We start from the raw sequence: 21,309 nt of genomic DNA, 5'->3' as shown, positions 1-21,309 counted from the left end.
CGTCAGTTCGCCCGGCGAAACATGCTTCGTCGCTCCGCCAGGCCGAAGCCTGTCTCGATCATGAAGGTCAGGCAGATGTAGATGCCCGCCACCAGCAGCAACGGCTGGTAGATCTGGAAAGTCTGGGCACGCACCACGTTGGCGGCGCCCAGCAGGTCCACCACCGCCACGGTCGACGCCAACGCTGTGGACTTGAGCAGCATCACCGATTCACCGGCCAGCGTTGGCAGCAGCAGGCGGATCGCCCTGGGCAGCCAGACCCGGCATAGCACCAGGCGCTGGCGCATACCAAAGGCGGCGGCGGCCTCCAGTTCGCCCCTGGGCACCGACTTCATGCCTCCGCGAATCACCTCTCCCACATAGGCCCCCACCGAGAGCACCAGGGCGATGACGATGTACCAGAATCCATCGCGCAGGTAGGGCCAGAGGAAGCTGCCGCGGATCAGCGGGAACTGGGCGAACAGGCTGCCCAGGCCGTAGTAGAAGATGTAGATCTGCACCAGCAGCGGAGTGCCGCGAATCACACTGGTGTAGGCGAGGCTCGTCCCCGCCAGCAGCGGGTTGCGTGACATCCGCGCCAGGGCGACAAGCAGTGCCAGGGCGAAGCCCAGCACAGCGGAAATGACGAGGATGAGCAAGGTGGTGCCCAGGCCGTTGAGGAGCAACTTGCCGTAGTCGAAGATCCAGGTAGGGGTCATTGCCTGCCCTCACTCACACCGACGGAGCCCAGCGACGGAAGCGCCGCTCGAGCCAGCCAGACAACAGGTTGGAGAGCACCGTCAGCAGGTAATAGAACGCCGCCGCGGTGAGATAGAAAGTCAGGTAGGCGCGCGTGGAGCCGGCCGCCTGTTTGGCGGTGAAGAGCAATTCGTTGGTGCCCACCACGCTGATCAGGGCGCTGTCCTTGATCAGGTTGACCCAGAGGTTGGCCATGCCCGCCAGCGCGTTGGGCGCCATGATCGGCAGGGTCACACGCCGGAACAGGCTGAAGCCGTTCATGCCGAATGCGCGTGCCGCTTCGATCTGGCCATGGGGGATGGCCTGGATGGCGCCACGGAAGATTTCCGAGGCGTAGGCGCCCTGTACCAGCCCGAGTACCGCGATCGCTACCACTGTGCCGTTGAGCTTGACGTCGCCGTGGCCGAGCCAGGCGAACAGCTGGTTCAGCCCCATCGAACCGACGTAGTAGAGCAAGAGGATCAGCAACAGCTCGGGCACCGCCCGGCACAGGGTCGTGTAGCCACGCATCAGCTGCGCTACGGGGCGCGGGCCACTGAGCTTGCCCATGGCGACGGCCAGGCCGATCAGCATGCCGACCAGGAAGGCGCCGACGGAAATTTGCAGGGTTACCCACAACCCCTTCAGCAGCGCCGGTCCCCAGCCCTGGGCACCGAAGCCGACCAGTTCAAAGTAAGACTGCATTGCAGGCCCTCATCGAGGCGGAAATGCGCCATCCCGACCGGGCCGGGATGGCTCCGGAGGTCACTGCTTCGGCGCGACGCTGACGTCGAAGTACTTGGCAGAGATGGTCTTGTAGTCCTCGCTGGCCAGCAGCTTGCCGATGGCCTCGTCGAGTTTGGCCTTGAGGGCGGTGTCTTCTTTGCGCAGGCCGGCCCCCACGCCACGGCCGAACAGAGGGTCATAGGGGACCATGCCCTTGTTCTCGATGCCGGCGGCCTGGGCGTCGGGGGATTTGACGAACGCGCTCACGGCGATGCCGTCAGCCATCATCAGGTCGATGCGCCCCGCCACCAGGTCGGCGTTCACCGAATCCTGGGTGTCGTAGTAGCGCACGTCGGCGATGCCTTCGTAGTACTTCTTCAGGTAGTTGGAACTCACGGTGGAGAGCTGCACGCCGATCGCCTTGCCCTTGAGCCCTTCCGGGGTGATGGCGAAATCCAGCGCCGCGGGTGCGGCCACTGCGACCGGGGTGTCGTAGTAGGCGCGGCTGAAGGCGATCTGCTTTTCGCGCTCCTCGGTGACGGACATGGAGTTGAAGATCACATCGACCTTCTTCGCCATCAGTGCGGGAATCAGGCCGTCCCAGGCTACCTCGTCGATCTCGCAATCCGCCTTCATCTGCGCACAGAGGGCGCGGATCAAGTCAGGCTCGAAGCCCGCCCACTGGCCGTCCGGCTGCTTGCTGGAAAATGGCGGGTAGGGTTCGGCCGCCATCGCGAACTTCAGGGTCTCGGCCTGGGCGCCTGCCGCGCCGGCCATGAGCATTACCGCACCTGCCATCCAACGTGCCAGTTGAGACTTCTTCATGGTTTCCGCCCTGCTTGATGTTGTTGTGGTTAGAGCTTGAGTAACTGGCCGCACCGGCGGCCGGAGTCAGCGATTATGGTGCGCGGTGACGAACTGCCGGCAGCGCTCGCTGCGCGGCCGCAGAAAGACCTCCTGGGGCGGTCCTTCTTCTTCGATCCGCCCCTGATGAAGGAAGGCGACATGACTGGAAACGTCGCGGGCGAAGGCCATTTCGTGGGTGACCAGGATCATGGTGCGGCCCTCTTCGGCCAGGGACCGGATCACCCGCAGCACCTCGCCGACCAGTTCAGGATCGAGCGCCGAGGTGGGCTCGTCGAACAGCATCACCTTCGGCTCCACGGCAAGTGCACGGGCAATGGCCACCCGCTGCTGCTGGCCACCGGAGAGGAATGACGGGTATTCGTGGCGCTTGGCGGCCAGGCCAACCCGTTCCAGCAGGGCCTCGGCACGATCGATGGCTTCAGCGCGGGTTTCGCGCAGGACCTGGATTGGCGCTTCGATCAGGTTCTCCAGCACGGTGCGGTGGGGCCAGAGGTTGAAGCTCTGGAACACCATGCCGAGCCGCGAGCGGATGCGGGTCAGTTGCTTCTGGTCGGCCACTATGGGTTCGCCGATGCGGTTGGTGGTGAGGCGGATGCTCTCCCCGTCGACCTTCACCGAGCCCTGGTTGGGAATTTCCAGCATGTTGATGCAGCGCAGCAGGGTGCTCTTGCCCGAGCCGCTGGCGCCGATCAGGGAAACGACCCCACCCTCCCGAGCGGTCAGCGAAACGCCCTTGAGCACTTCGAACTGGCCGAAGCGTTTGTGGATGGAATCCACCTCCACCATCTTCGGCGGTTCCGCTGCGGCCGCACTGGAGCCAGCCGCAGCGGTGGTGATGACCTCGATGACCGGGGCCGGCTTCAGGGTGGAAGCGAAGCGGCGGATGCGTGCGCAGGCATCCGCCAGTTGCTCCTCGCCCAGGCTGTAGGAGATCCGCACGAAACCACTGGCGGCAGGACCGAAGGCGGCGGCATCGAGGACCGCGACACCGGTTTCGCGGAACAGCTGCCAGGCGAACTCCAGGGAGCTCAGGCCGCTGCCCCGCACGTCCAGCAGGACGAACATGCCCGCCTCGGGCTTGAGGACCTTGAGCGGGGCGCAGTTCTGTAGCGCATCCACCACCAGGTCGCGGCGGCGCCGGTAAAGCTCGCGCATCTCGGCAGTCACCAGGTCGTAGGCGAGCACGGCGGCCAGTGCGGCTTCCTGCACGAAACCGGGGAGCCCGTAGAGCATGTTGAGCGCGAGGTTCTCGATGTGCGCCACCAGCGTCGGGCTGGCGACGACCCAGCCGGTACGCCAGCCGGTCATGGCGTGGGACTTGGACAGGCTGCCGATACTCACGGTGCGTTCGCGCATGCCATCCAGGGTGGCGAAGTATTGGTGCGGCTGCTCGAAGGTGAGGCTCTCGTAAACCTCGTCCACCACCACCCATAAGTCGTGTTGCCGGGCCAGTTCGGCAATGGCCTGCATCTCTTCCGTGCTCAGCACCACGCCGGTCGGGTTGTTCGGGTTGGCGAAGAAGATGGCGCGGGTACGCTCGCTGATGGCGCCCTTCAGCGCCTCGAGGTCGGGACGGAATCCACCCGCCGCAGGGCAAGGCACCCGCACCAGATTGGCGCCGGTCGCCTTCAGCGTGGCTTCGTAGGTGACGTAGACCGGATCGAAGACGATGACTTCATCGCCTGCTTCAAGCAGGCACATGGCGGCCGCATAGAGGCCGTTCTGTGCCCCCGCCACGAGAATGGCACTGTCCGCCGACACGGCCTGGCCGGTGAGGCGGCCATGCAGCTCGGCAATGGCCTGGCGCAGCTCGGGGCGGCCGGCGACATCGCAGTAGTGGGTGTCACCGGCGCGAAGGGCTTCGATGGCGGCGTTGGTGATGGGTTCGGGGGTGGCGAAATCCGGGTCGCCGATGCTGAGGACTATCACGTCCTCACCCGCACGCTGGGCGGCGATGGCCGCGTAGTGAATATCCCAGGCTGCTGTGCCTGGCCCTGCCATTCTCTCCACAAGCGAAGCGAAACGCATGTTCGGGCCCCATTGCAAATGGTGGAATCCGGTTCACGTGGCTGCATCTGCGAACCGGCGAGTGGCCCAACCATAGCCAAGCATGAACGAGTGTTCAATAACTTTTTTCGCCTTGCTTTGGCGACCGCGCGCAACGCCCCGAGACAGAGCGGGCGCACCAGAAAATACGCGCCCGATGCGCCGGGAACGGGCATGCCTGGCGGGTTCTGGCGGTATATGCTGGAGCCCATGCTGATCGATACCCACAACCACCTGGATTTCCCCGACTTCGACGCCGACCGCGACGAGGTGCTGGCCCGCTGTCGCGCCCTGGGCGTGCGGCGCCAGGTCCTGCTTGGGGTTTTTCGCGACAACTGGCAGCGGGTCTGGAAGCTGGCCAACACCGAGGAAGGCTTCTATACCGCCCTCGGCCTGCATCCGGTCTACCTGGCGCAACATCGGGACGACCACCTGCTTGAGCTACGCGAGTGGCTGGATCGCCATGCGGGCCACCCGAAGCTGTGCGCCGTGGGAGAGATCGGCCTGGACTATTTCGTCCCCGAACTGGACCGCGATGCCCAGCAGCGTCTGTTCGAAACCCAATTGGCCCTGGCGGCCGAGTTCGAATTGCCGCCCCTGCTCCATGTCCGGCGCAGCCACGCGGCGGTGATCGCCACCCTCAAGCGTTTCCGCCTCAAGCGCCCCGGCATCGTCCATGCGTTCGCCGGCAGCGTCGAAGAGGCGAAGGAATACCGCAAGCTGGGCTTTCGCCTCGGCCTCGGCGGCGCCCCCACGTGGCCCCAGGCCAATCGCCTGCGCAAAGTGGTGGCCCAGTTGCCGCTGGAAGACATCGTGCTGGAAACCGACTCGCCGGACATGGCACCCGCCATGCACCCTTACGGGCGCAACAGTCCGGAATTCCTGCCGGACATCTGCGCGGCACTGGCGGAAATTCGCGGCATCACGCCCGAAGAGCTGGCCAATGCCAGCACCCGTAATGCCTGCGCGGTATTCGGCTGGGGCGATCTGGCGGCATGAGCATTCCGTTGCAGGGGCTAATTCAATGGCTCTGCCGGCGTTAGCTGATCGGAGCCTTGTAGGCGCTGGCTTGCTAGCGAAAAAGGGCTATTCGCTGGCAAGCCAGCTCCTACGGCACAGCGAATTCATTCACCCCCTCGGTGAGAGCAATTACCCCGCCCACAAAAAAGCCCGCCAGTTGGCGGGCTTTTCAAGTTCGGAGCGTCAGACGCGGAACGCTCCAATCAATTGCTTGAGCTGAGCCACCTGGCCAGACAGCTCACGGCTCGCCTGCTCGGTCTGGTTCGCCCCCAGGGCGGTGCGCTCACCGGCGTGGTTGATCTCGACGATGTTCTGGTCGATATCGTGGGCCACGGCGGTCTGCTGCTCGGCGGCGGCAGCGATCTGCTGGTTCTGGTCGACGATCATGCCCACCGCGCCGAGGATGTTCTCCAGCGCCTCCTGCACCTTGCCGGACTGGCTGACGGTGCCGTCGGCCATCTGGTGGCTGGTATTCATCGCTTTCACCGCCGCGCCGACGCCACCTTGCAGCCTGACGATCATCTGCTCGATTTCCTCGGTGGACTGCTGGGTACGCTTGGCCAGGGTGCGCACCTCGTCCGCCACCACGGCGAAGCCGCGCCCCTGCTCGCCGGCGCGCGCCGCTTCGATGGCGGCGTTCAGGGCCAGCAGGTTGGTCTGCTCGGCAATGCCCTTGATCACTTCCAGCACGCGGCTGATGGAGGCGCTGTCCGCCGCCAGCTGGTTGATCACGTTCACCGACTGATCGATTTCGCTGGCCAGCTTCTCGATGCTGCCCAACTGCGATTCCACCAGCGCACGGCCGCTGACGGTTTCCTGGTTGACGCTTTGCGCGCTGTCCACCGCCTGGGCGGCGCTGCGCGCCACTTCCTGCGCGGTGGCGGACATCTGGTTCATCGCCGTGGCCACCTGTTCGATCTGGCTGCGCTGCCCGGCCACTGCCTGGTTGCTTTCGCCGGAAACCTGCTCGACGCGGCCGGCCTGGCGCTCCACTTCGGCCACGGTATGACCCACCAGCTCGATCAGGTCATGGATCTTCGCCACGGTGCCGTTGAACACCTGGCCCAGCTCGCCCAGTTCGTCGCGGCTTTCGGCGCGGAAGTTGACGGTCATGTCGCCGCCGGCGACCTGGTCCATCACCTTGCCCAGGCTCTTCAGCGTGGTGCGGGTGGAGACGTAGAAACCGCTGTAGAGGTAGACGATGGCGAGGAACACCACGAGCAGCGCGACGACCAGCAGCACGGTCTGCACGCGCTTGCCGGCAAGGCGGCTTTCCAGCTCGGCCTTGAGGAAGGCCAGGGAGCCGTCGTTGAGCTGGTAGGTCTTCTCCAGCGAGGCGCTGACCTGGTCGTAGAACTGCTGCCAGGGCGTGCTGAGGGTGTCGGCCATGATCACCTGCTCTTCGAACAGGGACGCGCTCTGCTTGATGGTGTCGCGGCTGGCGGCGGTCAGGCCGTCCAGGGCCTGGTGGCCTCGCGGGCTGCCATCCAGGGCATCGGCGATCTTCAGGCCGTACTCGGCGTTGAGCTTGTCCAGGTCCAGCAGCAGGTCGTCCAGCTTGGTACTGGCGGCCGAGTTGAGGAAGCCCTGGCCAAGGGAATAGGCGCCGATGGCGCGGCCCTTGCCAAGGGCCACGGTCACCTGTGGCGTGGCAGTGGTGATCAGCTCGGCGATCTGACGCACGTCGGCCTGGTCGTCCTGGCTGAGGCCAGCCTGGGCGGCGACGAACCTGATGAAGACCTGGGCATTGCCCAACAGCTTCTCGATCATCGCGCTCTTGCTCTGCAGCGAGGTTTCACCCTTGGCGGCCTGCAGGGCACTGAGCAGTTCGTCGCGCTTGGCATTGAAGGCCTCGACCTGCTCGGGTTCGGAAACCACCGGCGCCAGGCCCTGGAGGGTCGAGAGCAGTTCCTGCTCGAGCGAGACGATGCGCTTTTCCAGATCCCCGGCCTGACCGGACTGGCCGATCATCGAGTTGATCAGGACCAGGTCGTTGAGGCTCTCCAGGCTGCGGCGCACGTTCAGGCTGGCGCCCAGCAGGTCGAGGCTCTGCAGTTCGGAGCGGGTACTGACGAATTGGCGGTAGGAGTCGCGCACCAGATAGAAGTTGGTGATCAACATCGGCAGGAAGAACAGAACACTGATCAGACTGAACTTCATCCCGAAGCTGAGGCGGTTCATCAGCGCGATGGCAGGATACAACAGGGTCTTCACGAGACGTCTCCTGTTCTCATTTATTGTTATGGGCGCGCTCTGATCGGCTGACAGCGCTCAGCCAGGCCCACACAGCATCCCCACACTGCATGGCGGCCGTCAGACTCACTCAGATGATTCTGTGAGCCAAGTCAGAAAATTCTGGCGCGCTCATCTGTGTACCCGATATCGGCAGGAGTTTCTGTAACTAAAGGTTAAGCGAGGCGGGACCCGCCCGGCGGTCGCACGGGCGGGCGAAACGTGAATGTCAGAACAGCAGGGCCCAGACGGCGAAGCCGGCATACCAGAGCACGGCGGCGCGAACCAGCAGTTGCCAGAGGGCGTCGAGGGTTGCGACACCCAGGTCGCCGGTGGCGGGCTCCGGCAATTCGGCAGCGGCGCGGCCAGCCAGCTCGATGTAGTGCCGCGCCGAAATCTCCCAGCTCAACAGTTCATGCAGCAGCACCCGGCTGACGCCGACGAAATTCCCCACCAGCGAGAAACTGGCCGCCAATACACGCACCGGCAACCAGTCGAAGGCATGGCGAATCATCTCGGCGCGTTCGCGCAGGGCGGGAGCGGAGGCATGCTCCGAGGCAAGGGCGAGCAGCCGATAGGCCAATGCCGCCACCGGACCGAGCAGCGCGTACCAGAAGATCACGGCAAAGAAGCCCTGATAGGCCTGCCACAGCTGATAGCCCTGGACTTGCTGCAGGAGGTCGCTGCCCTCGTCCGCTTCCAGCCCGAGATCGCGCTCGGCGACATGGTAGGCCCCCTGGGTGTCACCGCGCCGCCAGGCATCGCGGAAGGGGCCGATATCAGCCAGCACGTCACCGCGGCCAAGGCTGTAGATGATCACCAGTAGGTGCACCGGCAACGCCAGCCAGCCATAGGCAATGGGCTCCAGGGCCAGGAGCACCAGTGCAAGCAGCACCAGGGGCAACAGCACCAGCAGCGCCAGGATCGCCCAGGGGCGCTCGTTCATACGGGGATTGGCTTCCGCCTTGGCCAGTTCCCTGAGCCAGAAACCATCCTGCTGGATATGCCGGCGCCAGGCGGAGAACTTCTCGATCCAGAGCACCAGCAACAACACCAGAAAATACATGGGTCCCTCCTTGTTCCTATTGTTTGAGCGCAGCCCGCAAACGCTCCCAATCAAACGCCGGCCCCGGGTCGGTCTTGCGCCCGGGAGCGATGTCGCTATGACCGCAGATGCGCTCAGGCGTGATGGCCGGATAGGCAAGCCGCAGCTGTTCTACCAATGCGATCAGGGAAGCGTACTGAGGTTCCGTGAACGCCAGGTCATCGGTGCCTTCCAGTTCGATCCCTACGGAAAAGTCATTGCAGTTCTCCCGCCCTTCGAACAGTGAGACGCCGGCATGCCACGCGCGCTCCCGGCAGGAAACGAACTGGGTGACGGCGCCATCGCGCTCGATCAGGAAATGCGCGGACACCTTGAGATCGCGGATGCCCTCGAAATAGGGATGTTCGCTGGGGTCGAGGCGGTTCTGGAAGAACTCCTGCACCTTGCCCGTACCGAACTGGGCGGGCGGCAGGCTGATGTTGTGAATCACCAGCAGGGACACTTCCCCCTGCGGGCGATTATTGAAGTTGGGCGATGGGCAATGGCTGATGCCCTGGCACCAACCGGATGCGGGATCCAGCTGCATGTCGGCTCCTTGGTCTGCCGCCCACTTTAGGCGCAGTGGGGCCGTTTTGGCGAGAGGACGAACCAGGGCCGGCCGCGGCTCAAGCCCCCTTGAGCCGCCGCAGGTTGCCGATCACCGACTCCAGGGCGCGGTCGAACAGCAGCGCATCGTCCAGCAGCCGGATGGCTTGGCGACGGAACTCCACGGCCAGGCTCATGCGGGTCTTTTCCAGCACCTTCATACCCGTGCGGTTGACGAAGATGTACTTGCCGGTGGGTTTGATCAGCGCCGCCAGTTTGCAACGCAGCTTGTGCTCTTCGTCTTCCTGGAATTCGACCCAGCTACCGACTCGAAGGTTGTCGACGAAATCGAGCGCTTCGTCGTCATCCGCGAGGCAGTCCTCGGGTTCCTGCACCGGAGTCTCACCCGGCGAAACCAGGACGATCTCTTCGACTACCGCGACCATGGCCGGCGTCGCCTCTTCCTCCACTTCGTCCTCGTCCGGCAGGTCGAGCAGCAGGGGCGGCGACTCCAGGCCGCCGTCGGCGACCATGTCCACCGGTTCAGGCTTGCGGAAACGCTGGAAGGCCTGGACGTGCAAGGCTTCCAGCTGGCTGAAGAATTCGCTGGTGGAGAACGGATCGAACGCGGCGCTGGCCAAGCCTTCGCGCAGGGACTTGAGCAGCCCCGGCACCAGTTCCAGCAGGCGTGCACGGGCTTTCGGCGCCTCGTGGGGCTCAACGCTCCAGATCAGGTCATCCATGGTCTGCTGGGCTGACTGCCATTCGGCCGACTCCACGCCGTGCTTGAGGCAGGACAGCAGCATGACCTTGCTCCAGGCTTCCTGCAGCAGGCGCACCACCACTTCCGGCAGAGTACGACCGAGCAGGCGCTGGTTGAGGGCTTCTTCTACCTGCCGGCGGGCCAGTTCGGCCTTGGCTCGCCCCTCTTCGGCATCGCGGGTGCGCTGTTCCAGCAGTTCGCTGCGACGGCGCTCATCGCCGGTATAGGCAAGGAATTCGGCGAGCAGGTCGGAGAAGATCGCCGGGTCATCGACGAAATCGTTCAGCAGGCGCTGCACCACCTGTTCGATGCGGTGGTAGAGGCTGTCGCGCTGGGCGTCATCCTGCTCCACCCAGCCCAGGGCGGCGGAGGCGATCTCGTTGAGCAGGCGGCGTGCCGGGTGGCTGCCGCGACTGAAGAAGGTCTTGTCCAGCAAGGCGACCTTGAGCATGGGGATCTGCATCCGGCCGATCAGGGCCTTGAGCGAATCCGGCAGGGTGCGATCATCGAGGATGAATTCGAAGAGCATGGACACCAGGTTGATGACGTCATCGTCCACCTGCCCCACCACCCGCGTCCGGCCAGTGCGAGCGCTGGCGCGAGTGAGCAACTGGTCGAGGCTCACTCGCAGGTCGTAGTCATCGTTGTGCTGCTGCGGCAGGTGCTGCTGCAGGTGCGAAAGAATGCGCATCAGGTCGAGGCTGCTGACCGGTACCGCATCGGCCGGATAATCCCGGCGCGGCAACACACTGCTGCCACGCACCTGGGACAGCAGGTCCTGGAGCACACCGAAAACTTCCTGCACACCTTCTTCGGAAACCTGGCCAGCGCTTGCTGTTTCGCCCGCCTGGGGTTGGGCCGGGCGCCCAGGCGTGGCGGAACGCTCCGGCTGGCGCCGGGCCGGGGCCGAGCGCAGATCCGGAAGCACGCCCGCGGTGACCAGAAGCTGGTTGGCCTCGGCGTAAACCTGATCGAGCTCGGTAAGGACGTACTTCTCGAACAGCTTGAGGATGATCAGCTTGACCTTGATCTCCACGCCCAGGCTGCGGCAGGCGTCGAGGAAGGCCTCGCACAGCGGGCGCGGACCCAGCGGGTTGCTCTTGTCTTCGATCTTCTTGCTGACGAGGGTGTTGAAACGCGCAGTGAGGTGGCCGAGGGCAATGCCATCGCGGTTGACGACCTTGGCCACCATGGCATCCAGGGCCACGGTTTCTTCAAGTTCGTCGTTCTGCACCAGGGACAGGCTGTCGAAAGACACCGCGTCCAGCTTCGGCGCCACGCCTATCTCGTACTGGTTGAGGGAAGAGAATGACTCGGAGACCTTTTGCAGGAAGGTCCGCTCGATGCTCTTGCGCTTGAGGCGCAGGTCGCGCATCGCCTCGAAGAAGGCGTTCTGCTCGGCGTTGCTGGTGGCACGGTCCGCCATCTCGAAGAGGGTGTCGTCCGCATTGTCGAACAGCACCTGAAGCGCCTGCTTCAGCTGCAATGCCACTTTGTCGCGAACCTGGATCAAGGCCACGGGCAGCCTTCCTACCGGTGAGGTTGGCGATTGCTGGGCGGCCCCCTTGTTCAGCGGCACCACCTTAGCGTCGGTCTGCATCACAAGCCTCCCGCAGGCCGCTCCCTTCCGAAGGGCTTATCGGACCGCAATTCGAACATGGGGAGTCATCCATAACGTCAAACATATGGCGTCAAAAATAGAAATTTCCGATGTCATTATATGGATGAAGCTGTGACAACCAAGCGGAGATTTCCTACAGACATGAATCAAGTCACAGATGCGGGGATTCCGACCGACCGACGCACAGCACACCGGACGCACTCCTGACTGTCTAGCAGAAAGCGCGAACCGCTTGTTCCCCGGCACTGCACCGGTCGTCGGCAGCCTTTATAATCGCCGCCATCCTGCCTGCGGAGCTCACCATGCCCAACCTTCTCCTCGCTGACCTCACCGCTGAAATCGAGGCCAACGTACGTACCGCCCTCAAGGAAGACATCGGCAGCGGAGACATCACCGCCCAGCTCATCCCTGAGGATCGCCAGGCCCGCGCCACCGTGATCACCCGCGAAGCGGCCATCATCAGCGGCACTGCCTGGGTGAATGAGGTATTCCGCCAGATCGACTCACGCGTGAAGGTGGAATGGCAGGTTCAGGACGGCGATCGCGCCGAGGCCAACCAGGCACTCTTCCATCTCGAAGGTCCGGCCCGCGCCCTGCTCAGCGGCGAGCGCAGCGCACTGAACTTCCTACAGTGCCTGTCGGGCGTCGCCACCCGCGTCGGCCACTACGTGGAGCTGGTGAAGGGCACCCAGGTGAAACTCCTCGACACCCGCAAGACCCTGCCCGGATTGCGCCTGGCGCAGAAGTACGCCGTGACCTGCGGCGGCGGCCACAACCACCGCATCGGCCTCTACGACGCCTTCCTCATCAAGGAAAACCACATCGCGGCCTCCGGCGGCATCGCCCAGGCCATCGAAGCCGCCCACCGCATCGCCCCCGGCAAGCCGGTGGAAGTGGAAGTGGAAAGCCTGGACGAACTCCAGCAGGCACTGGACGCTGGCGCCGACATCATCATGCTCGACGAACTCAGCCTCGACGACATGCGCACCGCCGTCACCCTCACCAACAGCCGCGCCAAGCTCGAAGCCTCCGGCGGAGTCAACGAAACCACCCTGCGCACCATCGCCGAAACGGGCGTCGACTACGTCTCCATCGGCACCCTGACCAAGGATGTGAAGGCCATCGACCTGTCGATGCGCCTCAGTCTCTGAGCCAAATGCCAGACAACAAAAAGCCCCGCCAGAGCGGGGCTTTTGAGTTTTGGCTGGCCTGTCCCGGAACTGGTGGACAGGTAGTTAAGAGCTACTGCTCGCATTTCGCCGCTCAAACTCCATCGGACTGAGGTAGCACAACGTCGAGTGGTGACGGCGGTGATTGTAAAAGCGGATGTAGTCGAACAGATCGGTTTTCGCCTCCTGGTAGGTGGCGTAACGCGTCAGGCACACCCGTTCGGCCTTCAGCGAACGGAAGAAACTCTCCATCGCCGCGTTATCACAACAGTTTCCCCGCCGCGAGTAGCTGGGCACGATGCGATGCCGCCGCAGCAAGGCTCGGTAGTCATACGCACAGTATTGGCCGCCGCGATCAGAGTGCAGCAGTACCTCCGCCTGACGATATTGCGATCGAGCTGGATCTCGCGGCCGAGCTCGTACAGGAGATCCGCTTGAGTCGTTTGGTTGTCGAACTCAATGCCAGCACAGCTGGCCAGATCCTGGGCCAGAGCTTCACCGAGCTGGCGAAGTTTGATCAAGGTGGTGCTGGGATCAGCGGCGAAGACCTGCTCGGCGGTGCTGGCGAGCTGGAGGAAGACCGGATCGTACTCCCTGAGGAAGGCGAAGTTACTGCTCTCTGCCATGTTCCGTCCCTTGAAGATCGTGCCCGGCCATCCCGGACTGGCTACGCGATGGCTAGATGATGCAAGACGAAGATTGCCGGGGATATACGACAGTCGACGAGCGCGCGAGGATGAGAATACGGCTTTCTGGGTGAGTAACGGGGAGGCAGACGCTCAAAGCTGTCTGCGAATACGGGAGCGCATTTGAAGCTTCATTTCTTGGCTGGTGCTAGCCCGGTGCTAACCCGTTTCAGAAATGAAAAAGGCCCGCATCGCTGCGAGCCTTGATTTCATTGGTGCCGGTAAGAGGAATCGAACCCCCGACCTTCTCATTACGAATGAGCTGCTCTACCGACTGAGCTACACCGGCGTGCGGGGAGTAACCTAACACTGCGCGACTTATGAATCAATGCAAAAGAACCCGCAAAATATGCGCCCTACCATGAACAGAATCAGCATGCTCGCGTCAGCCTTTTCCAAGCAGTCCACCACTCAAAGTAGTCATCTACTAACGGCAATCGCCTGATACAAAGCATTAAGCGCTGGCTTTTTAACCGCCTCCTCTCTCAAACCAGCCAGGACCATCTGGTAGTCCCCCTCCCCATATATGGAACGCAAACGCAGTAGAACATCAATCGACTCATCTAAGCTGCCGTTTAACGCTAAAGCCATGGAGTAGCGATATAAGCAGGGAATATATGGATAGCGATAGGCCACTTGCCGCATCCACTCTAACTCCTCTGGAGAGACAGGCCCTACAACTTCTGTTCTTGCAAGCCTGATCATTTCGCGCAATTGAGAAAGTAGCACTACATCAGGAGCATCATGATCCGCCTTTATCCCCCCAATACGCCCCATTTCAAATCGCAGAAGCCTGTGGTCCTCTTCTATGACCCGGTATTCAACCCACACAGCAATGAGTACGACCGCGCAGGATGACAAGGCGAAATATCTTAACAACGGCGCCGATTTCACCCAGGCAACCATCGAAACCTCCCCTTCCACCATTCCGAGCAGTAAACATACTGGTATAAGGAAATAAGCATACTCCAATGGATACTCAAGTAATCCATGTAGCAATACCAGTCCACTTGCCAGAAGAGCAAAAACAGCCCCAGGCGTCACCGATCGCCTTGCAAGAACAAAGAGCCAACCGGCAATGAATATAACTATCGCCCCCCCAAGTAGCGGCCCATTCCAAACCAAGAGATCAAGAATAATATTATGAGCATGAAGACTCAGCAATTGGACAGGAAATGTTAGCGCTGCTGAGACTTGAGCCACTCCGACCTGATTCCAGCCATACCCCCAGAGAGGCCCATCCAAGATTGCTTGAACAACCTGCCCCCAAATCAGCAATCTCTGAGACGACAACGTGCGATCCAGTAGAGTTTCATCCTGCCGCTCGAGATACAGAAGCTCTCTTACATCCTCCAGGAAAAAAACAGACAAAAGGTAGAAAACACACCAAACACCCAGCACCGCAGGACGCAGTGTCAAATTTGCGGCCCTATACTTAACCCCCCACCACATCAGAAGGCACGCTGCACCCACCCAAGGCGTACGTGACTGAGTTAATGCAATCGCGACTATTAAAACCAGCGCAATTAGACTGCTACTCCATCGCCCTAAAGACCTTACCTCCACCAAATAGAGAGTTGATACCAATCCTAGAGAAAGCAATGTGGCCATATGGTTCGCCTGAGCAAGATTCCCTACAGCGCGACCACCTTCAAATATCGACAGTACCCACACCCCACCGGCAAGCCCAAACCACTGGTAAAATGAGCAACCTGAGGAGACTATCGAAGCGAGAACAAACACCCATGCAAAAAATGCGTACGCTGCCCCCCTATGACGATCATACAGCGCCCGGCCAAGCACCAAGCTCGCAGCACACGCGATAAGATAAAAAGCCGCAACCCAAGCATCACCAAAGAAGAAAACAACGCCACTTGCGAACTGCACAACGGGAACAACCGAAAGAAAAACAAAGAATACAACTGAAAACCCAACCTTCATTTCAGCTTTAGCAAAATAAACCCCTAAAATCCAAAGCCCTAAAAACACCAAGAATTCGCTATAAAAACTCATCCAAGGCAGATAGTGATTGGGTATCAAGTATGCCAACAAAAAAAACAGGGCAGAAATTTGCAAAAGTCGTCCCCCAATAACAAAAAGGGCGACAATATATGCCGCCCTTATGCACCACGCAATATTACCTACACCAAGCACCAACCATCACGGAGTGGCTTGGAAAGTACCTGTAGGAGCAGCACTGTAGTCGAAGTTGCAGGAGCCCGGAAGAATCTTGGTCACGTTGGCATTACTGCCACCACAGCGCCACTGACTGATGGTAGTACCCAAGTTCCCCGGAACAGCCATTGGAGTAGTACCGTTGAGCATAGGCTCAAGATACACGAACTGGCCGTTTACATTAGCATCCAGGTTTGCAATGGTCACACGAACGGCACCATTAGCAGTAGTGGCAATCTGCCCAACATATTGAGTAGTTGGGTTAGACGCCTCACAACCCCAGTTACCTGCACCAGGACCACTAGTCAGAGTCTGAAACTTCTCAGTAACCGTAGTACGGCACGAACTGGCTGCGAGAGTAACTTCAGACATACGCGCCTTACGAGTGTAATCCTGATACGCCGGCAGAGCGACAGCAGCCAAAATACCGATGATCGCAACAACGATCATCAATTCGATCAGCGTAAAGCCTTTTTGTGCCTTCATTTATTCTTCCTCAAATGTATTAGGCAAGTTGCCTGACATACACCAAGCACAATACATGCCAATCTCTGGCAAACAGGAAAAACTGGCTCCTCGTCACCAACTAGCGGGTACTGCCCGCGCGCACCAACTTAACCTCCCTAGCCGAGCACCCCATCTCGGCCACTAAGTGTCCTTTTTTGTCACCCCCAAAGCCCGGATTTGGCGAAGCAGGTCAACTACGTTATAAGGCAAAGAAACATCCGGCAGACCTAAACTTCCCATGACCGAGAACGCTCCCACGCTATCTGGCCTGGCCAAACAATTGGTGCAGACCAGCCTCCTTGATGAGCGGAGCGCCCTGCAGGCCCATACACAGGCCCAGCGCAACAAGATTCCGCTGATCACCTACCTCGTGCAGAACAAGCTGCTGAAAAGCCGCGACCTTGCAGAGATGGCGGCTGAGCAATTCGGGGTGGCCTTTCTCGATCTATCCAGCATTGACAAAGAGTCTCAGCCCAGGGAACTGGTCAGCGAAAAGCTGATTCGCCAGCACCGCGCCCTACCACTGTGGCGCCGAGGTAACAAGCTGTTTGTTGCCATTTCCGATCCCACCAATCACCAGGCCGTTACCGACATCCAGTTCAGCACCGGGTTAAACACCGAGGCGATCCTCGTTGAAGATGACAAGCTGGGAGACGCCATCGAGAAGTTTTTCGATAACGCCTCCAGCGGCATGGAAGACTTAGGCGATGTCGACCTCGACAGCTTGGACGTCGAGGCGGTCGATGATGATAAGCATGACGGCGCTAATGGTACCGACGCCGACGATGCGCCCGTCGTGCGCTTCGTCAACAAGATGCTGCTGGACGCCATCCGCGGCGGCTCTTCAGACCTGCACTTCGAGCCCTACGAGCGCTCCTACCGGGTACGTTTCCGTACCGACGGCATGCTCCATGAAGTGGCCAAGCCCCCCATCCAGTTGGCCAGCCGCATCGCTGCCCGCCTGAAGGTAATGGCCGCACTGGATATTTCCGAGCGGCGTAAACCCCAGGACGGGCGGATCAAGATGAAGATTTCCAAGACGAAATCCATCGACTTCCGCGTCAATACCCTGCCCACGCTCTGGGGCGAGAAAATCGTGATGCGCATCCTCGACCCCACCAGTGCGCAGATGGGCATCGATGCGCTTGGCTACGAGGAAGAACAGAAAGACCTCTATCTGGCGGCCTTGAAGCAACCGCAAGGCATGATCCTGGTGACCGGCCCCACTGGCTCGGGCAAGACAGTCTCCCTTTATACCGGCATCAATATCCTCAATACGGTGGACATCAATATTTCTACCGCTGAGGATCCAGTGGAAATCAACCTCGAGGGCATCAACCAGGTCAACGTCAACCCCAAGCAGGGCATGGACTTCGCCCAGGCCCTGCGTGCCTTCCTGCGTCAGGACCCGGACGTGATCATGGTGGGTGAGATCCGCGACCTGGAAACCGCCGAGATTGCCATCAAGGCCGCGCAGACCGGTCACATGGTGCTTTCAACCCTGCACACCAACAGCGCCGCCGAAACCCTGACGCGCCTGCGCAATATGGGTGTGCCGGCGTTCAACATCGCCACCTCGGTGAACCTGATCATTGCCCAGCGCCTGGCACGTAAATTGTGCGCCCACTGCAAGAAGGAGCATGAGGTCCCACGGGAAACCTTGCTCAAGGAAGGCTTCCCGGAAGACCGGATTGGCAGCTTCAAGCTGTACAGCCCGGTGGGCTGCGAAAATTGCAACCAGGGCTACAAGGGCCGAGTGGGTATTTATGAAGTGGTTAAAATCACGTCGGCCATGCAGCAGCTTATTATGGAAGAAGGCAACTCCATCCAGATCGCCCAGCAGGCGCGCCGCGATGGCTTCAATGACCTGCGAACCTCGGGCCTGGTAAAAGCCATGAATGGCATCACCAGCCTTGAGGAAGTCAACCGCGTGACCAAGGATTAACCATGGCGGAAAAAGCGCTGAAAATTAGTACTTTCGCATGGGAAGGTACGGACAAGAAAGGCTCCAGGGTCAAAGGCGAAATTTCGGGACAAAATCCCGCATTGGTGAAAGCGCAACTGCGCAAACAGGGTATCAACCCCATCAAGGTGCGTAAGAAGTCCACCTCGCTGCTGGGTGCAGGAAAGAAGATTAAGCCCTTAGATATCGCCCTGTTTACCCGACAGATGGCGACCATGATGAAAGCCGGCGTTCCGCTGATGCAATCGTTCGACATTATCGGTGAAGGCTTTGAAAAGCCGGCGATGCGCACCCTGGTGAATGAGGTCAAGCAGGAGGTTGCAGCAGGCAATAGCCTGGCCAACTCACTGCGCAAGAAGCCGGACTACTTCGACGAGCTCTACTGCAACCTAGTGGACTCCGGCGAGCAGGCAGGCGCACTGGAAACCTTGCTGGACCGCATCGCCACCTACAAGGAAAAGACCGAGGCACTAAAGGCCAAGATCAAGAAGGCGATGAACTATCCCATTGCAGTGATCGTGGTCGCCATCATTGTTTCGGCAATTCTGCTGATCAAAGTGGTTCCGCAGTTTCAATCGGTTTTCGCGAACTTTGGTGCCGAACTTCCTGCTTTTACACTTTTCGTCATCGGGCTATCAGAGCTCCTGCAAGAATGGTGGTTTATCGTACTAGCCGGATTCTTCGCAGCAGGCTTCGCCATCCAGCAAGCACATGGGAAATCGGAGAAGTTTCGCGATTGGCTTGACCACGCAGTACTGAAACTGCCAATCGTTGGCGACATCCTCTACAAATCCGCCGTAGCCCGCTTTGCCCGCACTCTGGCAACCACCTTCGCCGCAGGTGTCCCCCTTGTGGATGCGTTGGACTCGGTAGCGGGCGCCAGTGGCAACGTGGTGTTCAAGAACGCGGTGATCAAGGTTAAGTCCGACGTCTCGACAGGCATGCAACTGAACTTCTCCATGCGCACCACCGGCGTTTTCCCCGCCATGGCTGTCCAGATGACTGCCATCGGCGAAGAGTCCGGCGCACTGGACGATATGCTCGACAAGGTCGCCAGCTTCTACGAAGCCGAAGTGGATAACGCCGTGGATGGCCTGACTGCACTCATGGAACCCATGATCATGGCAGTCCTCGGCGTGTTGGTCGGTGGCCTGATCATCGCCATGTACCTCCCCATCTTCCAACTCGGCAACGTCGTCTAAAAATGCAGTTGATTGACTTTCTGGCCAGCCACGCGCTGGCCTTTGTTTTATGCGTGCTCCTGCTGGGCTTGCTGGTGGGCAGTTTCCTCAATGTGGTGATCCACCGCCTGCCGGCGATGATGATGCGCGACTGGCAGGAACAGGCCCGCGAGGCACTGAGCCTGCCGGCCGAGCCGAAAGGGCCGGTGTTCAACCTCATCCTGCCGAACTCCCGCTGCCCCCATTGCAGCCACGAGATCCGCGCCTGGGAAAACATCCCGGTAGTGAGCTATCTGGCGCTTGGCGGCAAGTGCTCTTCCTGCAAGGCGCCCATCAGCAAGCGCTACCCCTTGGTGGAACTCGCCTGTGGCCTGCTGTCGGCCTACGTCGCCTGGCATTTCGGTTTCAGCTGGCAGACCGGCGCCTTCCTGGTACTGACCTGGGGCCTGCTGGCGATGAGCATGATCGACGTCGATCACCAGTTGCTGCCGGACGCGCTGGTCCTGCCGCTGCTCTGGCTCGGCCTGATCCTCAACAGCCAGGGCCTGTTCACCAGCCTGGAGGATGCGCTCTGGGGGGCGGTGGCCGGCTATATGAGCCTGTGGTCGGTGTACTGGCTGTTCAAGCTGGTGACCGGCAAGGAAGGCATGGGCCACGGCGACTTCAAATTGCTGGCGATGCTCGGCGCCTGGGGCGGCTGGCAGGTGCTGCCGCTGACCATCCTGCTGTCGTCCCTGGTGGGCGCCATACTGGGTGTGATCATGCTGCGCCTGCGCAACCAGGACACCGCCACGCCCATTCCCTTTGGTCCTTACCTGGCGATTGCCGGCTGGATTGCGCTGCTCTGGGGTGATCAAATAACGGCGACCTATCTGCAGTTCGCCGGTTTCAAATGAACAAACCCTGGATCCTTGGCCTTACAGGCGGCATCGGTAGCGGCAAGAGTGCCGTAGCCGCCCATTTCAGCGACCTTGGCGTGCATCTGGTGGATGCCGACCAGGCCGCACGCTGGGTAGTAGAGCCCGGCCGCCCCGCCCTGGCGAAGATCGCCGAGCACTTCGGCAGTGATGTGCTGCAGGCGGACGGCCAGCTTGACCGCGCCGCCCTGCGCCAGCGCATCTTCGAGAACGCGGACGAACGCCGCTGGCTGGAAAGCCTGCTGCACCCGCTGATCGGCCAGGAGATCAGCCAGTACCTGGCGCGTGCCGAGTCGCCCTACGCGATTCTGGTCTCACCGCTGCTGGTCGAGTCCGGCCAGCATCGCCTCACCCAGCGCGTTCTGCTGGTGGATGCCCCGGAGGCCATGCAGATCCAGCGCACCATGCAACGGGACACAGTGCCCGAGGAGCAGGTCCAAGCCATATTGAAGGTCCAGGCCAGTCGTGAAGAGCGCCTGAAGCACGCCCACGACGTACTGCTCAACGACCGCGGCCTGGATTGGCTGCGCGCCGAAGTGGAGCGCCTGCACAACTTCTACCTGACCCTGCGAGGAGGCCAGCCATGAGCCAACCCGTTACTGTGGAGTGCCCGACCTGCGGCGCACCCGTGGAATGGGGCCCGCAAAGCCCCTCCCGCCCCTTCTGCTCCGAACGCTGCAAGCTGATCGACCTGGGCGCCTGGGCCGCCGAGGAACATGCGATCCCCGGCGACAACCTCGAAGACGACCTGTTCTCCGGCGACCTGCCGCCGCGCGAGCATTGATCCACCGGCTCAGGGGCGCATGAAGCCGTAATCGCGCTCCGGGTCGAGGTTTTCCGCCAGGAAGGTCAGTTCCTGAGCCAGATCATCTGCCGGGCGCAGCTTCGCGCTGTGCTCGACGACCGCGCTCAGCAATGCGCGCAGCGCCAACTCCTCGCTGAAACCGTCCCGCTTGGCCGCTTCGATACTCTGTCGCAATGCGGCTCTTGCCCAATCATGAATTCCCATGCTGCCTGCCCCTGGTTGGTGGATGGAAAAGCGCCATCCACCCTACGAAGCCATCCCTGCGGCATCCTTGATGCAGATCA

General features: G+C 61.1%; 20 protein-coding genes and 1 tRNA gene. 7 read left to right on the top strand and 14 right to left on the bottom strand.

Features of this window, described 5'->3' with window-relative positions; translation table 11 throughout:
- Window positions 1–2 precede the first annotated feature (2 nt).
- From FXN65_RS04520 to FXN65_RS28385, 4 genes are all read right to left on the bottom strand, one after another.
- A complete protein-coding gene (locus FXN65_RS04520) occupies window positions 3–698 on the bottom strand; it encodes an ABC transporter permease (protein ID WP_151131905.1) in 696 nt (231 codons plus the stop codon).
- A gap of 13 nt (window positions 699–711) precedes the next feature.
- Window positions 712–1,422: an ABC transporter permease gene (locus FXN65_RS04515; RefSeq protein ID WP_151131904.1), complete on the bottom strand. Its 711-nt coding sequence runs from the start codon at window positions 1,420–1,422 to the stop codon at window positions 712–714.
- 60 nt (window positions 1,423–1,482) lie between these two features.
- Window positions 1,483–2,268 (bottom strand): transporter substrate-binding domain-containing protein, encoded by a 786-nt coding sequence (locus FXN65_RS04510; protein WP_151131903.1) that lies wholly within the window; start codon window positions 2,266–2,268, stop codon window positions 1,483–1,485.
- Between the two features lie 66 nt (window positions 2,269–2,334).
- Window positions 2,335–4,338: an aminotransferase class I/II-fold pyridoxal phosphate-dependent enzyme gene (locus tag FXN65_RS28385; protein ID WP_151131902.1), complete on the bottom strand. Its 2,004-nt coding sequence runs from the start codon at window positions 4,336–4,338 to the stop codon at window positions 2,335–2,337.
- Between the two features lie 228 nt (window positions 4,339–4,566).
- Between FXN65_RS28385 and FXN65_RS04500 the strand changes: the two genes are divergently transcribed.
- Entirely contained in the window at window positions 4,567–5,355 is a 789-nt protein-coding gene (locus FXN65_RS04500) for a TatD family hydrolase (RefSeq protein WP_226283553.1), read from the top strand.
- 204 nt (window positions 5,356–5,559) lie between these two features.
- On the opposite strand, the gene FXN65_RS04495 is transcribed toward FXN65_RS04500, so the two are convergent.
- The 4 genes from FXN65_RS04495 to FXN65_RS04480 form a co-directional block, all read right to left on the bottom strand.
- Window positions 5,560–7,590 carry a methyl-accepting chemotaxis protein gene (locus FXN65_RS04495; protein WP_151131901.1) on the bottom strand — a complete coding sequence of 677 codons (2,031 nt, stop codon included), beginning with the start codon at window positions 7,588–7,590 and terminating at the stop codon, window positions 5,560–5,562.
- 247 nt (window positions 7,591–7,837) lie between these two features.
- The gene (gene ampE / locus FXN65_RS04490; RefSeq protein ID WP_151131900.1) at window positions 7,838–8,674 is read right to left on the bottom strand and encodes a regulatory signaling modulator protein AmpE; all 837 of its coding nucleotides are present in this window, start codon (window positions 8,672–8,674) and stop codon (window positions 7,838–7,840) included.
- Between the two features lie 16 nt (window positions 8,675–8,690).
- Entirely contained in the window at window positions 8,691–9,239 is a 549-nt protein-coding gene (gene ampD / locus FXN65_RS04485) for a 1,6-anhydro-N-acetylmuramyl-L-alanine amidase AmpD (protein ID WP_151131899.1), read from the bottom strand.
- Window positions 9,240–9,318: 79 nt separating this feature from the next.
- Window positions 9,319–11,601, bottom strand: coding sequence for a DUF1631 domain-containing protein (locus FXN65_RS04480; protein WP_151131898.1), 2,283 nt, complete (start codon window positions 11,599–11,601; stop codon window positions 9,319–9,321).
- Between the two features lie 323 nt (window positions 11,602–11,924).
- Between FXN65_RS04480 and nadC the strand changes: the two genes are divergently transcribed.
- Window positions 11,925–12,773, top strand: a complete 849-nt coding sequence (gene nadC, locus FXN65_RS04475; RefSeq protein WP_151131897.1) for a carboxylating nicotinate-nucleotide diphosphorylase — start codon at window positions 11,925–11,927, stop codon at window positions 12,771–12,773.
- An 84-nt stretch (window positions 12,774–12,857) separates the two neighbouring features.
- On the opposite strand, the gene FXN65_RS28505 is transcribed toward nadC, so the two are convergent.
- The 5 genes from FXN65_RS28505 to FXN65_RS04450 all read right to left on the bottom strand — a co-directional run bounded on the left by FXN65_RS28505 (window position 12,858) and on the right by FXN65_RS04450 (window position 16,138).
- Window positions 12,858–13,043, bottom strand: coding sequence for an IS3 family transposase (locus FXN65_RS28505; RefSeq protein ID WP_394351273.1), 186 nt, complete (start codon window positions 13,041–13,043; stop codon window positions 12,858–12,860).
- On the bottom strand, window positions 13,019–13,417 hold the full coding sequence (locus FXN65_RS28135) for a hypothetical protein (protein WP_244620710.1): 399 nt from the start codon (window positions 13,415–13,417) through the stop codon (window positions 13,019–13,021). The genes FXN65_RS28505 and FXN65_RS28135 overlap by 25 nt, the downstream gene beginning before the upstream one ends.
- 273 nt (window positions 13,418–13,690) lie before the next feature.
- Window positions 13,691–13,766 (bottom strand) — tRNA-Thr (locus FXN65_RS04460).
- Between the two features lie 131 nt (window positions 13,767–13,897).
- Complete coding sequence (locus tag FXN65_RS04455) at window positions 13,898–15,553, bottom strand: PglL family O-oligosaccharyltransferase (protein ID WP_151131896.1); 1,656 nt, start codon at window positions 15,551–15,553, stop codon at window positions 13,898–13,900.
- Between the two features lie 84 nt (window positions 15,554–15,637).
- The gene (locus FXN65_RS04450) at window positions 15,638–16,138 is read right to left on the bottom strand and encodes a pilin (RefSeq protein WP_151131895.1); all 501 of its coding nucleotides are present in this window, start codon (window positions 16,136–16,138) and stop codon (window positions 15,638–15,640) included.
- 259 nt (window positions 16,139–16,397) lie between these two features.
- Here FXN65_RS04450 and pilB point away from each other — a divergent pair, with 259 nt between their 5' ends.
- From pilB to yacG, 5 genes are read left to right on the top strand one after another with little or no spacing between them, the layout of a single operon-like run.
- Window positions 16,398–18,104, top strand: a complete 1,707-nt coding sequence (gene pilB, locus FXN65_RS04445; RefSeq protein ID WP_151131894.1) for a type IV-A pilus assembly ATPase PilB — start codon at window positions 16,398–16,400, stop codon at window positions 18,102–18,104.
- Between the two features lie 2 nt (window positions 18,105–18,106).
- Window positions 18,107–19,324, top strand: a complete 1,218-nt coding sequence (locus FXN65_RS04440; RefSeq protein WP_151131893.1) for a type II secretion system F family protein — start codon at window positions 18,107–18,109, stop codon at window positions 19,322–19,324.
- A gap of 2 nt (window positions 19,325–19,326) precedes the next feature.
- Window positions 19,327–20,199: a prepilin peptidase gene (locus FXN65_RS04435; protein WP_151131892.1), complete on the top strand. Its 873-nt coding sequence runs from the start codon at window positions 19,327–19,329 to the stop codon at window positions 20,197–20,199.
- A complete protein-coding gene (gene coaE / locus FXN65_RS04430; RefSeq protein WP_151131891.1) occupies window positions 20,196–20,807 on the top strand; it encodes a dephospho-CoA kinase in 612 nt (203 codons plus the stop codon). The genes FXN65_RS04435 and coaE overlap by 4 nt, the downstream gene beginning before the upstream one ends.
- On the top strand, window positions 20,804–21,004 hold the full coding sequence (gene yacG / locus FXN65_RS04425) for a DNA gyrase inhibitor YacG (protein WP_151131890.1): 201 nt from the start codon (window positions 20,804–20,806) through the stop codon (window positions 21,002–21,004). The genes coaE and yacG overlap by 4 nt, the downstream gene beginning before the upstream one ends.
- Window positions 21,005–21,013: 9 nt before the next feature.
- Here yacG and FXN65_RS04420 read toward each other — a convergent pair whose 3' ends face one another.
- Complete coding sequence (locus FXN65_RS04420) at window positions 21,014–21,229, bottom strand: hypothetical protein (RefSeq protein WP_151131889.1); 216 nt, start codon at window positions 21,227–21,229, stop codon at window positions 21,014–21,016.
- Between the last annotated feature and the right edge of the window lie 80 nt (window positions 21,230–21,309).

It is taken from the genome of Pseudomonas lalkuanensis (assembly GCF_008807375.1).
Classification (GTDB): Bacteria; Pseudomonadota; Gammaproteobacteria; order Pseudomonadales; family Pseudomonadaceae; genus Metapseudomonas; species Metapseudomonas lalkuanensis.
Note: the sequence above shows the minus strand (reverse complement) of the source record. Positions and strands in the feature narration are given on the sequence as shown.